The sequence below is a fragment of the Nocardioides ginkgobilobae genome (genome assembly GCF_054781275.1).
Genome location: NZ_BAAGUS010000009.1, coordinates 96,919 through 108,783 on the forward strand (window position 1 = coordinate 96,919; position 11,865 = coordinate 108,783).

An 11,865-nucleotide genomic window follows, 5' to 3' on the forward strand; every position below is an offset into this window, starting at 1 on the left:
TAGGGAAGGCGGACTCCGAATGGATACGAGATCGGCCGCCTGGCACTCGACCTGAGGAGTCTCCAGTACCGGTCCAGACCAGCCGTGCACGCGCGATCGTGGAGCGGGCTCAGAACAGCAGCGCCGAGGCGGGGTCCTCCAGGATCGAGGCGACGTCGGCAAGGAACCGCGACCCCTTCTCCCCGTCCACGTGCCGGTGGTCGAAGGACAGCGCGAGGGTCGTGACGTGCCGCGGCACGATCCGGTCCTCGCCACCCTCGGAGACCACCCACGGCTTCTTGGTGATCGAGCCGAAGCACAGGATCGCGGACTCGCCCGGGTTGATGATCGGCGTGCCGGCGTCGACGCCGAAGACCCCCACGTTGGTGATCGTGAACGACCCGCCGCTCATGTCGGCCGGCTGCGTGCGGCCCTCCTTCGCGGTCGTGGTCAGCTCGCCGAGCGCCTCCGCCAGCTCGCGCAGGGTCATCGCGTCGGCGTCCTTGACGTTCGGCACGACCAGCCCGCGCGGCGTCGCGGCAGCGATGCCGAGGTTGACGTAGTGCTTGAGCACGACCTCCTGGGCCGCCTCGTCCCAGAACGAGTTGATCTCCGGCGTACGCCGGATCGCCAGCAGGCAGGCCTTCGCCAGCACCAGCAGCGGGCTGACCTTCACGTCGCGGAACTCGCGGTGCGAGCGCAGCCGCTCCACCAGCTCCACGGTGCGGGTCGCGTCGACGGTGACCCACTCGGTGACGTGGGGGGCGGAGTACGCCGAGGTCACCATCGCCTGCGCCATCATCTTGCGCACGCCCTTGATCGGCTCGCGGGTCTCGCGCGCGCCGGCCGCCCGCGGGACGTCATGCGCTGCGACCGGACGGACATCCCCTCCGGATGACGTCCCGGCGGCAGCGGCCTGCACCTGCTCGCGGGTCACGGAGCCGTGCGGGCCGGAGCCGGTCAGCGAGGTCAGGTCGACGCCGAGGTCCTTGGCCAGCTTGCGGACCGGCGGCTTCGCCAGGGCGCGTACGGCGGCAGGTGCCGCGGCCGCAGGCGGAGCCGCGGCTGGGGCAGGCGCCAGTGGGGCCTGTTCCGGCAGCTCGTCGACGTCGACGGCCGGCGAGGCGCCCGGCTCGAACGCCGCCTGCGCCTGGGCGTTGGCGGCGGCCGCGCCCGGGGTGCTGCGCCGCGCGCGGCGGGTCGGGCCGCGGTCGGCCTTGTTGCGACCCACCAGGCTCTCGCCCTCGCCGCCACCGGAGGCCGCCGGGTTGGACAGGTCGATCTCCAGCTCGGCCTCGGGCGTCGGCGTCGCCCCCGACTCGCCCGGGGGCGCCGACTCCTCGGCGCCGATGCGAATGATCGGCGTGCCCACGGGGACGGTCTCCCCCTCGGGCACGAGCAGGGCGGTCACCTCGCCGGCGTACGGCGAGGGCAGCTCGACGATCGACTTCGCGGTCTCGATGTCCACGACAATGTCGTTGACCTCGATGACGTCGCCGACCTTGACCCGCCAGGCGACGATCTCGGCCTCGGTCAGGCCCTCGCCGACGTCGGGCAGCTTGTACTCAGGCATCGCTTCTCCCCCGGATCAGAACGCGAACGTGCGGTCGACGGCGTCGAGGAGCCGGTCCAGGTCGGGGAGGAACTCCTCCTCGATCCGGGACGCGGGATACGGCGTGTCGAAGCCGCCCACGCGCAGCACCGGCGCCTCCAGGGAGTAGAAGCACTCCTCGGTCACCCGGGCGGCCAGCTCGGCACCCAGGCCGAGGTTGACGTGCGCCTCGTGCACGACGACGCAGCGGCCGGTGCGGCGCACCGACTCCAGGACCGGACCCATGTCGAGCGGGGAGAGCGTGCGCAGGTCGATGACCTCGAGCGAGCGGCCCTCGCCGGCTGCGGCCTCCGCGGCGGTCATGGCCGTGCGCACGGTCGGGCCGTAGGCCAGCACCGTCACGTCGGTGCCGCGGCGGGCGACGCGTGAGGTGAAGAGCGGCGGCGGGGCGAGCGACTCGTCGAGCTCCATCTTCTCGGCGTGGTACTGCCGCTTGGGCTCCAGGAAGATCACCGGGTCGTCGGAGGCGATGGCCTGCTGGATCATCCAGTAGCCGTCGACCGGGTTGGAGCAGGCGACCACCTTCAGGCCCGGGGTGTGCGCGAACTGCGCCTCGGGCGACTCCGAGTGGTGCTCGACCGCGCCGATCCCGCCACCGAAGGGGATGCGGATGACCATCGGCATCGGGCTGTGCCCGGCCGAGCGGTAGCGCATCTTCGCGACCTGGCACACGATCTGGTCGTAGGCGGGGTAGACGAACCCGTCGAACTGGATCTCCACCACCGGGCGGTAGCCGCGCAGCGCCAGGCCGACCGCGGTGCCGACGATGCCGGACTCCGCGAGCGGGGAGTCGATGACACGGTCCTCGCCGAAGTCCTTCTGCAGGCCGTCGGTGATGCGGAAGACGCCGCCGAGCTTGCCGACGTCCTCACCCATGAGCAGGACCTTGGGGTCGTCCTCCATCGCCTTGCGCAGGCCCATGTTGAGGCCCTTGGCGAGCGTGATCTTCTGTGCGCCGGCCATCAGTGTGTCCCTCCCACGGCAGAGCCCTCGAACGTCGCGAGGTAGTCGGCGTAGCCGTCGCGCTGCGCCGCCAGCTCCTCGGGGATCTCCGCGTAGACGTGCTCGAACATCCGCATCGGGCTCGGGTCGGCCATCGCCTTGCAGCCCTCGCGCAGGTGCGCGCCGAGCTCGTCGGCCTCGGCCTTGACCTGCTCCACCAGCCCGTCGTCGACCAGGCCGTTGCGGCGCAGGTAGACCTCCAGCCGCGCGATGGGGTCCTTGAGCTTCCAGGACTCCACGTCCGCGGAGAGCCGGTAGCGCGTGGGGTCGTCGGTCGTGGTGTGCGCACCCATCCGGTAGGTGTAGGCCTCGACGAAGGTCGGCCCCTGCCCGTCACGGGCCCGCTGGAGGGCGGCCTGCGTGACGGCGTACGTCGCCAGCACGTCGTTGCCGTCGACCCGGATGCCCGGGAAGCCGAAGCCCAGCGCGCGCTGGTAGAGCGGGATGCGGGTCTGGCGCTCGATCGGCTCCGAGATCGCCCACTGGTTGTTCTGGCAGAAGAAGACGACCGGCGCGTTGTAGGACGCGGCGAAGATGAAGGCCTCGTTGACGTCGCCCTGCGAGGACGCGCCGTCACCGAAGTGCGCGACCACCGCGGCGTCGCGGTCGGCGTCACCGGTGCCGACGACGCCGTCGCGCTGCATGCCCATGGCGTAGCCGGTGGCGTGCAGGGTCTGGGCGCCGATGACGATCGTGTAGAGCCCGAAGTTGAACTCGTGCGGGTCCCAGGAGCCGTGGTCGACACCGCGGAAGAGCCCGAGCAGCTTGAGCGGGTCGATGCCGCGGCACCAGGCGACGCCGTGCTCGCGGTAGGTCGGGAAGACGTAGTCCTGCGGGCGCAGGGCGCGGCCGGCGCCGATCTGCGCGGCCTCCTGGCCGAGCAGCTGGGCCCAGATGCCGAGCTCGCCGTGGCGCTGCAGTGCGGTGGCCTCGGTGTCGATGCGCCGGGTCAGCACCATGTCGCGGTAGAAGCCGCGGATCTGCTCGGCGGAGAAGTCGAGGTCGAACTCCGGGTGGTGGACGCGCTCGCCCTCGGGGGTCAGGAGCTGCACCAGCTCGGGGCCGCCGTCGCTCTGGCTGGGTCCGAAGACCTCGACCAGGTCGGGGCCGAACGTCCCGTCCGCGGTGTCGGGTGGTGGGGTCATCTGCGCTGGTCTCCTTCTGCCTCGCCCGGCGGTGGGGTCTCCGTGCCGGGGCGCTGGGGGTCCGGTGGGCCTCGGGCTCGACCGCTGGGGTGGCGCGGTTGTGACCCGGGACACATCCCGATGGGACCAACGTAACAGCCGGGTGCGGTGCGTGTTCCAACCCGGTCCCTACGCTCGGTGCCATGGCCTCCCCCGACGCGAAGAGCTCCGCCAGGACCTCCCAGAACCGCTCCGCCACGACGACCATCGCCGCTCCCCCGGCCACGGTCTTCGCGATCGTGGCCGACCCGCGCCAGCACTCCCGGATCGACGGCTCCGGCACGGTGCGCGACGCCGTCTCCGGCCCGGACCGCCTCGAGCTCGGCTCGCGGTTCGGCATGAGCATGAAGATGGGCGCGCCCTACCGGATCAGCAACAAGGTCGTCGAGTACGACGCCGACCGGCTCATCGCCTGGCGCCACGTCGGCCTGCACCGCTGGCGCTACGAGCTCACGCCCACCCCCGACGGCGGCACCGAGGTGACCGAGACCTGGGACCTCTCCCACTACCCGGCCCCCGGCCGAGCGCTGCTGTCCACGCTCTTCGGCGACAAGACCCAGCAGGCGATCGAGGCCACCCTGGTGAAGCTGAAGGCCGCCGCGGAGGCCGACGCCTCGCGCTGACCCCGCGCTGCCACGCGGCCCACACCAGCCCTGCGGGTGTCCTCCGCCGGGTGTGCGGGGCCGGGCGGCAGCCTGCCTACGGTCGGTCCATGAGCATCCGCAAGGGCAGCAAGGTCACCTGGAAGTGGGGCAGCTCGACTGCCGAGGGCAAGGTCGCCGAGATCCACCGCGAGAAGGTCACCCGCCAGATCAAGGGCGAGAAGATCACCCGCGTCGGGAGCAAGGACGACCCGGCGTACCTCATCGAGCAGGAGGACGGCGGGAAGGTCCTCAAGCTCAGGTCCGAGGTCAAGGCGAAGAGCAGCAGCTGAGCGCGCGGCAGGAGGACGTGGCGTGAGCCTGGCTCACGCCACGTCCTCCAGCGCCGTCAGACCCGCTCGCGCCCGTGCGTCGTGTGCCAGAGCGACTCGTCCGGCCCCTTGGGGACGATCCCGGTCGGGTTGATGTCGGAGTGCACGACGTAGTAGTGCGCCTTGATCTGGGCGAAGTCGATGGTGTCGCCGAAGCCCGGTGTCTGGAACAGGTCGCGGGCGTAGCCCCACAGGTGCGGCATCTCGGTCAGCTTGTTGCGGTTGCACTTGAAGTGGCCGTGGTAGACCGCGTCGAAGCGCGCCAGGGTCGTGAAGAGCCGCACGTCGGCCTCGGTGATCGCCTCGCCCATGAGGTAGCGACGGGTCGAGAGCCGCTCCTCGAGCCAGTCGAGGGCGTCGAAGAGCCGGTCGTACGCCGCCTCGTAGGAGCCCTGGTCGCCCGCGAAGCCGCAGCGGTAGACGCCGTTGTTGACCTCGGTGAAGACCCGCTCCATCACCTCCTCCATCTCCTCGCGGAGGTCCTCGGGCCACAGGTCGGGGGCGTCGGGCTTGTGGTGGTCGCGCCACTCGAAGAAGAGGTCGTGGGTGATCCACGGGAAGTCGTTGGTGACCAGCTCGCCCGAGGGCACGTCGACGATCGCGGGCACCGTGATGCCGCGCGGGTAGTCGGGGAAGCGCTTGTCGTAGGCCTCGCGCAGCCAGTGGATGCCGAGCACCGGGTCCTTGTCCTCGGGGTCGAGGTCGAAGGTCCAGGACCGCTCGTCGTGGGTGGGCCCGGGAGTGCCGAGGGAGATGACGTCCTGGAGGCCGAGGAGCTCGCGCACGATGATGGCGCGGTTGGCCCACGGGCAGGCGCGAGCAGCCACGAGCCGGTAGCGGCCGGGCTCGACCGGCCACAGCTCCCCGTTCACGGGCCCGTGCTCGGGCCTCGCGCCTCCACGGGTGATCCGGTCCGGGACGTAGTTCATGTCCCGCTCGAAGCCACCCTCCTCGACGTACGACGCCTTCGTGTCACTCATGCCCGCGAGGCTAGGTGAGGTTTCAACCAGGCTGCTCACCCGAAGCGCCCTCGACCAGCGGTCAGGGCACGAAGCGTGCGGCCACCTCGACGAGCCGGTCGTTGGCCTCGACCTCGCCGACCGAGACCCGGCACCCCTCGCCCGCGAAGGGGCGGACCACGATGCCGGCCTCCTCGCAGGCCGCCGCGAACTCCGCGGTCCGCTCGCCGAGGGCGAACCAGAAGAAGTTCCCCTGGGCCTCCGGCACCTGCCACCCGACCTCGCGCAGCCGGGCACCCACCCGGTCGCGCTCGGTGACGAGCGCGTCGACCCGCTCGAGCAGCGCGTCCTCGGCGTCGAGGGACGCCAGGGCCGCGACCTGGGCGACCGCGCTGACGCCGAAGGGCAGCGAGACCGCGCGCAGGGCCGCGGCGACGGGCGCCTGCGCGACGGCGTACCCGACCCGGAAGCCGGCGAGGCCGTAGGCCTTGGAGAAGGTCCGGAAGAGCACGACGTTGGGGTGGGCGCGGTAGGTCGCGACGCCGTCGACCGCGTCGGGCATCCGCACGAACTCCAGGTAGGCCTCGTCCACGACGACCACCACGTGCGAGGGCACCCGCGCGAGGAAGGCGTCGAGCTCGGTCTGGGTGACCGAGGGGCCGGTGGGGTTGTTGGGCGTGCAGACGAGCACGACCTTGGTGCGCTCGGTGATCGCGGCGGCCATCGCGTCGAGGTCGTGGCGACCGTCCTCGGTGACCGGCACCTTCACCGAGACCGCGCCGGCGGTGGTGATGGCGATCGGGTAGGCCTCGAAGGAGCGCCAGGCGTGCACGACCTCGTCGCCGGGGTCGCAGAATGCGCTGAGCAGCTGGTAGACCAGCGCGACCGAGCCGGTGCCGGCGGCCAGGTCCTCGACCGGGACGCCGAGCCGCTCGGCGAGGCCGGCGTAGAGCAGCGCGTTGCCCATGTCGGGGTAGCGGTTCATCGTCGCGACCGCGGCGTGCGCGGCCTCCACGACGCCGGGCAGCGGCGGGTAGGGGTTCTCGTTGCTGGACAGCTTGTAGGTCACCAGGTCCGGCCGCGGGGTGGGCGGCTTGCCGGGGACGTACGCCGGGATGTCGCGGATGTGCGCCCGGGGCTGGGGGGTGTCGGCCATGGCGCCACCCTAGGACTGCTGCGGGGGCCGCGGGCGACCCCGCCGCCACGGCCGCACCAGCGGCAGCAGCGCCAGCCCGACGGCGACCCCGAGGCCCGCGCCGGTGAGGTTGTCGACCACGTCGGTGACGTCGCAGGAGCGGTCCAGCCGGGAGAGCACCTGCTGGGTCGCCTCGATCCCGACCGAGACCAGCCCGAGGCCGAGCAGCCCCAGCGGCACCGTCCACCAGGCGCTGCGCCAGCGACCCAGGACGAGCACCAGCAGGGCGCCCGACGGCACGAAGACCAGCACGTTGAGCAGCCGCTGGCCGCCCGAGAGGACCCAGAAGCCCTCCGGCGCCGGACCGCCGTAGTCGAAGGAGCAGGAGTTGTAGTAGCGCTGGTCGGCGTAGACCACGCCCGGGCTGCCGTCCGCGGGGATCAACGTGACGAAGCCGATCGCCGCCAACGACCACAGCAGCAGTGCCAGCGACCACGCCCAGGAGCCGCCGGTACGCCGGGCCAGGACCGTCGCGAGGCCGGCGCAGAGCAGGCCGGTCACCGCGATGCCCACGAGCATCACGCCCACACCACCGACCGGGAACACCGCCCCGAGGCTAGTGGTCCCCGGGTCGCCCCGGGGGAGCCCCTCCCTGCGATGATCGAACGGTGCGCATCGTCACCTGGCTCTTCACCAACGCCGTCGCGCTGGCCGTCGCGGCCTGGCTGATCGACGGCATCCGCTTCACCCCGCGCGACGCCGAGCTGTCCGAGAAGATCCTGCCGCTGCTGCTGGTGGCGCTCATCCTCGGCACGGTGACCGCCGTCCTCAAGCCGGCCCTCACGCTGCTCTCCCTGCCGCTGGTGCTGCTGACCCTGGGGCTGTTCCTGCTCGTCATCAACGCGGCGATGCTGCTCCTCACCGACGCCATCGCCGGTGCGCTGGACATCGGCTTCCGGGTCACGGGCTTCTGGCCCGCGGTCGGCGGCGCGATCGTCATCACCCTCGTGACCTGGCTGGTCGACAACGTCCTCGGCAAGGACGACTGACCCGCGCCGTGACCTCCACCGACGGGCCCCTCCTCCCGCCGCCGCGCCGGCCGGGCCGCTACCGGATCGGCCTGGTCTGCCTCGGCAACATCTGCCGCTCCCCGATGGCCGAGGTCGTCCTGCGCGACCGGGTCGACGCCACCGGCCTGGCGCCGTACGTCGTCGTCGACTCCTGCGGCACCGCCGGCTGGCACGAGGGCAAGCCGATGGACCCGCGCGCCGCGGCCACCTTGCGCGCCGCCGGGCTCGACCCGAGCCGCCACCGGGCCCAGCAGCTGACCCCGGAGTGGTTCGGCGACCACGACCTGCTGCTGACCATGGACGAGCAGAACCTCGCCGATGCGCGCGCCCTCGCGGCCGGCACCGGCGCGACCGCGGAGGCGGAGCGGGTCCGGCTCTTCCGCGACCTCGACCCCGACGGGCGGGGTGGCGAGGTCCCCGACCCCTACTACGGTGGGGACTCCGGGTTCGAGGAGGTGCTGAGGATGGTCGAGCGGACGAGCGACGCCCTGGTCGCAGCGCTGCCGACGGTGCTCGCAGGGCTGGCCGGGCCTCCGGCCGGGGCGGGGCCGGACGCCTCGTGACCCGCGCCCCGCGGATCGCGCAGCGGGTCGAGCAGCTGCTCGGCACCGCGGTCGTGGCGACCGCCGACGTGGCCGGCGGGGACACCTGCCACGCCACCAAGCTACGGCTCTCCGACGGCACCACGGCGCTGGCCAAGACCGCACCGCACGTGCCCGACGGCTTCTTCGAGGGCGAGGCCGCCGGGCTGCGCTGGCTGGCCGCGGCGGCCGAGCACGACGACGGCGCACCCGTGCCCGAGCTGCTGGCCGTCGCCCCCGACTGCCTGGTGGTGCGCTGGGTCGAGCCGGTGCGTCCCACCCCCGAGGCGGCCGCCGAGCTCGGCCGCGGGCTGGCGCGCACCCACGCCGCCGGCGCCCCCGGCTTCGGCGCCGAGCGCGACGGCTTCATCGGGCGGCTGCCGCTGCCGCAGCGGCCCACCGACACCTGGGCGGAGTTCTACGCCGTGCGCCGGCTGCTGCCCTACCTCAAGCTCGGCCGCGACCGCGGGCACGTCACCGCCGGTCAGGCCGCGACCGTCGAGGCGGTCGTCGGCCGGCTCACGGCGCTGCTCCCCGAGGAGCCGCCGGCCCGGCTGCACGGCGACCTGTGGAACGGCAACGTCGTGTGGGGCGGACCGTCGCTCCAGTCGCCGGGGTCACCGGCGCGCGGCTGGCTCGTCGACCCGGCGGCGTACGGCGGTCACCGGGAGGTGGACCTCGCCATGCTCGCGCTGTTCGGGCTGCCGCACCTGCCGCAGCTGCTCGAGGCCTACGAGTCGGTCTCCCCGCTGGCCGAGGGCTGGCAGGAGCGGGTCGCGCTGCACCAGCTCTTCCCGCTGCTGGTGCACGCGTGCCTCTTCGGCGGTGGGTACGCCGCCCGCGCCGCCGGGCTGGCCGGCCGCTACCTGTGACCACCGGCGAGGGCTACCGCTTGCGCTTGCCCTTCTTCGCGCGGTAGACCGCGCGCAGGTCGACGCCACCCTGCGCCGCGACCACCTCGTGCGTGCGCGCCCCGCCGTCGCTCCACCGCTCGAAGAGCCAGACCTTGCCGCGGATCTTCTGCCGCTTGGGGGCGGAGACCGTGAGCCGGCTGTTCTCGATGTAGGTGTAGGTGCCCTCGCCGACGTGGCCGGTGGCCTTGAGCCTGGCCCCGCGGGGCTTGCTCGAGAGCGTCACCTCGCTGGGCCGCGGCTGGAGCTCGATGGACTCGAAGACCGTCATGTTGCGGTCGTCGATGACCGACGCGGTGAGCAGGATGGTCGACTTGTACTCGTGGTCGGGTGCGAAGAACCTGCCCTCGACGACGTTTTGGTACTGGAAGGTCGTGAACGGGTGCGTGTGGCACACCGACGGGCAGTGCCGCACCGAGACGGTCCAGGAGAACTTGTCCGCACGCGAGGCGTAGCTGCCGTCCTCGGCGTCGCTGCCGCTGGCCACGAGGTCGATCTGGTCGCCGACGGCGAAGGTGGTGGTGTCGGTCGGCTTCTCGATGGTCAGCGTCGGCGGGGTGTTGCCCGGGTAGAGCCACTGCTGGGCGGTGCTCGTGGCGCCGTCCTCGTCGGTGACCCGCACGCCGACCAGCACGTTGGTGTCCCCGTCGGTGTAGGTGCGGCCGGCCCTCGGACCGGTGGCGTCGTCGTAGACCCCGTCGCCGTCGAGGTCCCATGCGTAGGTCATGGACCCCTCGTCGCGGCTGCCGGACGCGTCGAGGGACACCTCGAGCGGGGCGTCGCCGTAGGGCTCGCCCTCGACCTCGAGGCGCGCGGTGGGCGGCAGGTTGCCCGGGTAGTGGTGCACCCGGCGGATCGCCCCGTTGCCGGGCAGCGGGAAGCCGCGCTCGTCGGTGCCGTAGGAGACGTAGTAGAGATCGCCGTCGGGACCGGTGGTGAGGTCGACAGGCGACCGGGCGCCGGTGACGAGCGGCTCGACCCGGTCGGGGTCGGGCAGCCCGTCGGCACCGGGCAGCAGCACGAAGACGCACTGGCGGGAGAAGTCGCTGAAGGCCAGCCCCCCGGCGTACCTCGACGGGTAGGTCGCGCCGAGGAACTGCACCCCGGAGATCGACGCGGTGCCGCTCGCGCAGCCCTCGTCGTCGGAGAGGCTGTCGCCGCGGGTCTCGTAGGCGAAGTACGGCGCCGCCACCCCGCCCTCGCGGTAGAGCCGCTCGCAGACCGGCAGGTCGAGTGCCTGGAACTCGGGGTTGCGGCCGGGGCCCTCGAAGCAGGGCCAGCCGAAGTTGCGCGCGGAGGCACCGACGGCGGAGGCGTCGACGACCCGGTCGACCTCCTCGAAGCCGTTGCCGCCGACGTCGCCGACCCACAGCTCGGGCCGGTCGCCGGCGCCCGGGCGGAAGGTGAACCGGAAGGGGTTGCGCAGGCCGATGGCGATCGCGCTCGACGCGACGTCCCCCTGCGGGTGCACGGGGTTGCCCGGCGCGGGGGCGCCGGTGTCGGGGTCGATCCGGACCACCGAGCCGTTGAGGCCGACCGGGTCGCCGGTGGTCAGCAGGTCCTGGCTGCGCATCGCGCCGCCCTCGTCCTGCGGGTCCCCGCACGGGTTGCCGACCTGGCCGTAGTCGGCGAAGTCGAACGACGCGCCCTCGCCGACCGTGGCGTAGAGCGCGCCGTCGGGTCCGACCTGGACCGAGCCTGCCGCGTGCGAGGGGAACTGCAGGCAGTAGACGTCGAGCAGCGGCTGCTCACCGTCCGGCGCCATCACCCAGCCGTCGGGACCCCGGACCGCGGTGAGGCGCGAGACGCGCGCCTGCACGACGCAGCCGACCGCCTGCTCGTCCGGGCTGGTGCCGGTCGGCTCGGGACACTCGTCGTAGTAGCCGTCGGGCTCGCCCCAGCCCGGCACCCGGTCGGGGTCGCGGGGGTCGACGTCCCAGGCGTAGACGACGTAGACGTAGGGCCGGCGCGGGAAGTCGGGGTCGACGTCGAGGCTCAGCAGCCCGCGGTCGTAGTAGTTGTGCACCTGCGAGCGCAGGTCGACGAACTGCCCCGGGCTCGGGTCGGCGTACGTGCCGTCGGGCTGCCGGTCGTAGGTGAGGACGGCGCCGGACTTCTGGGACACGAAAGCGGTGCCGTCGGGTGCGAAGGAGACCGACGTCGGCTCGGTGAGGCCGCCGATGACCACCTCGTCACGGAAGCGGTCGGGCAGACCGGGCTCGGCCGCCCGGGCTGGCGCCGACGCCGTCGTCGAGAAGAGACCGGGACCCGCGGCGGGCCGCTCACCACCGGCGTGGCCCTCGTGCCCCTCGTGCGCGCTCGCGGGCACGGTCGTGCCCAGCCCTGCGCACAGCAACACCACCGACAGCACGGCACGACTCGTCCGCATGAGGCCCCCCAGGCCTTGGGGGGCTGCTCGAACCGCAGCCCCGACCAGGCCACCCACTACCCCACCACCC

General features: G+C 72.8%; 12 protein-coding genes. 5 read left to right on the forward strand and 7 right to left on the reverse strand.

Annotated elements, in window-relative coordinates; translation table 11 throughout:
- Positions 1-109: 109 nt before the first annotated feature.
- Genes ACYVID_RS10580 through pdhA form a run of 3 tightly spaced genes read right to left on the reverse strand, consistent with a single transcriptional unit; the run spans position 110 to position 3,738 of the window.
- Positions 110-1,552, reverse strand: coding sequence for a dihydrolipoamide acetyltransferase family protein (locus tag ACYVID_RS10580; protein WP_460736791.1), 1,443 nt, complete (start codon positions 1,550-1,552; stop codon positions 110-112).
- A 15-nt stretch (positions 1,553-1,567) separates the two neighbouring features.
- Positions 1,568-2,554, reverse strand: a complete 987-nt coding sequence (locus ACYVID_RS10585) for an alpha-ketoacid dehydrogenase subunit beta (RefSeq protein ID WP_460736792.1) — start codon at positions 2,552-2,554, stop codon at positions 1,568-1,570.
- Positions 2,554-3,738, reverse strand: a complete 1,185-nt coding sequence (gene pdhA, locus ACYVID_RS10590) for a pyruvate dehydrogenase (acetyl-transferring) E1 component subunit alpha (RefSeq protein ID WP_460736794.1) — start codon at positions 3,736-3,738, stop codon at positions 2,554-2,556. The genes ACYVID_RS10585 and pdhA overlap by 1 nt, the downstream gene beginning before the upstream one ends.
- A gap of 182 nt (positions 3,739-3,920) precedes the next feature.
- Here pdhA and ACYVID_RS10595 point away from each other — a divergent pair, with 182 nt between their 5' ends.
- Entirely contained in the window at positions 3,921-4,400 is a 480-nt protein-coding gene (locus ACYVID_RS10595) for an SRPBCC family protein (RefSeq protein WP_460736796.1), read from the forward strand.
- Between the two features lie 89 nt (positions 4,401-4,489).
- Positions 4,490-4,711, forward strand: a complete 222-nt coding sequence (locus tag ACYVID_RS10600; protein WP_460736798.1) for a hypervirulence associated TUDOR domain-containing protein — start codon at positions 4,490-4,492, stop codon at positions 4,709-4,711.
- Between the two features lie 56 nt (positions 4,712-4,767).
- Here ACYVID_RS10600 and ACYVID_RS10605 read toward each other — a convergent pair whose 3' ends face one another.
- From ACYVID_RS10605 to ACYVID_RS10615, 3 genes are all read right to left on the reverse strand, one after another.
- The gene (locus ACYVID_RS10605) at positions 4,768-5,730 is read right to left on the reverse strand and encodes a glutathione S-transferase C-terminal domain-containing protein (RefSeq protein WP_460736800.1); all 963 of its coding nucleotides are present in this window, start codon (positions 5,728-5,730) and stop codon (positions 4,768-4,770) included.
- Positions 5,731-5,791: 61 nt separating this feature from the next.
- Positions 5,792-6,865 carry a histidinol-phosphate transaminase gene (gene hisC / locus ACYVID_RS10610; protein ID WP_460736802.1) on the reverse strand — a complete coding sequence of 358 codons (1,074 nt, stop codon included), beginning with the start codon at positions 6,863-6,865 and terminating at the stop codon, positions 5,792-5,794.
- Positions 6,866-6,874: 9 nt separating this feature from the next.
- Positions 6,875-7,450 carry a VanZ family protein gene (locus ACYVID_RS10615; RefSeq protein WP_460736804.1) on the reverse strand — a complete coding sequence of 192 codons (576 nt, stop codon included), beginning with the start codon at positions 7,448-7,450 and terminating at the stop codon, positions 6,875-6,877.
- A 62-nt stretch (positions 7,451-7,512) separates the two neighbouring features.
- Between ACYVID_RS10615 and ACYVID_RS10620 the strand changes: the two genes are divergently transcribed.
- From ACYVID_RS10620 to ACYVID_RS10630, 3 genes are read left to right on the forward strand one after another with little or no spacing between them, the layout of a single operon-like run.
- Positions 7,513-7,893 (forward strand): phage holin family protein, encoded by a 381-nt coding sequence (locus tag ACYVID_RS10620; RefSeq protein ID WP_300641247.1) that lies wholly within the window; start codon positions 7,513-7,515, stop codon positions 7,891-7,893.
- 8 nt (positions 7,894-7,901) lie between these two features.
- Positions 7,902-8,477: a low molecular weight protein-tyrosine-phosphatase gene (locus ACYVID_RS10625; RefSeq protein ID WP_460736806.1), complete on the forward strand. Its 576-nt coding sequence runs from the start codon at positions 7,902-7,904 to the stop codon at positions 8,475-8,477.
- On the forward strand, positions 8,474-9,367 hold the full coding sequence (locus ACYVID_RS10630; RefSeq protein ID WP_460736808.1) for a fructosamine kinase family protein: 894 nt from the start codon (positions 8,474-8,476) through the stop codon (positions 9,365-9,367). The genes ACYVID_RS10625 and ACYVID_RS10630 overlap by 4 nt, the downstream gene beginning before the upstream one ends.
- A 13-nt stretch (positions 9,368-9,380) precedes the next feature.
- Here the strand turns inward: ACYVID_RS10630 and ACYVID_RS10635 are convergent, their stop codons facing one another.
- Complete coding sequence (locus ACYVID_RS10635; RefSeq protein WP_460736810.1) at positions 9,381-11,777, reverse strand: PQQ-dependent sugar dehydrogenase; 2,397 nt, start codon at positions 11,775-11,777, stop codon at positions 9,381-9,383.
- Positions 11,778-11,865 lie beyond the last annotated feature (88 nt).

What these genes read in the sequence shown, in the direction of transcription:
- ACYVID_RS10580 (WP_460736791.1), bottom strand. Translation starts at nt 1,552, where the DNA reads ATGCCTGAGTACAAGCTGCCCGACGTCGGCGAGGGCCTGACCGAGGCC.
- ACYVID_RS10585 (WP_460736792.1), bottom strand. Translation starts at nt 2,554, where the DNA reads ATGGCCGGCGCACAGAAGATCACGCTCGCCAAGGGCCTCAACATGGGC.
- pdhA (WP_460736794.1), bottom strand. Translation starts at nt 3,738, where the DNA reads ATGACCCCACCACCCGACACCGCGGACGGGACGTTCGGCCCCGACCTG.
- ACYVID_RS10595 (WP_460736796.1), top strand. Translation starts at nt 3,921, where the DNA reads ATGGCCTCCCCCGACGCGAAGAGCTCCGCCAGGACCTCCCAGAACCGC.
- ACYVID_RS10600 (WP_460736798.1), top strand. Translation starts at nt 4,490, where the DNA reads ATGAGCATCCGCAAGGGCAGCAAGGTCACCTGGAAGTGGGGCAGCTCG.
- ACYVID_RS10605 (WP_460736800.1), bottom strand. Translation starts at nt 5,730, where the DNA reads ATGAGTGACACGAAGGCGTCGTACGTCGAGGAGGGTGGCTTCGAGCGG.
- hisC (WP_460736802.1), bottom strand. Translation starts at nt 6,865, where the DNA reads ATGGCCGACACCCCCCAGCCCCGGGCGCACATCCGCGACATCCCGGCG.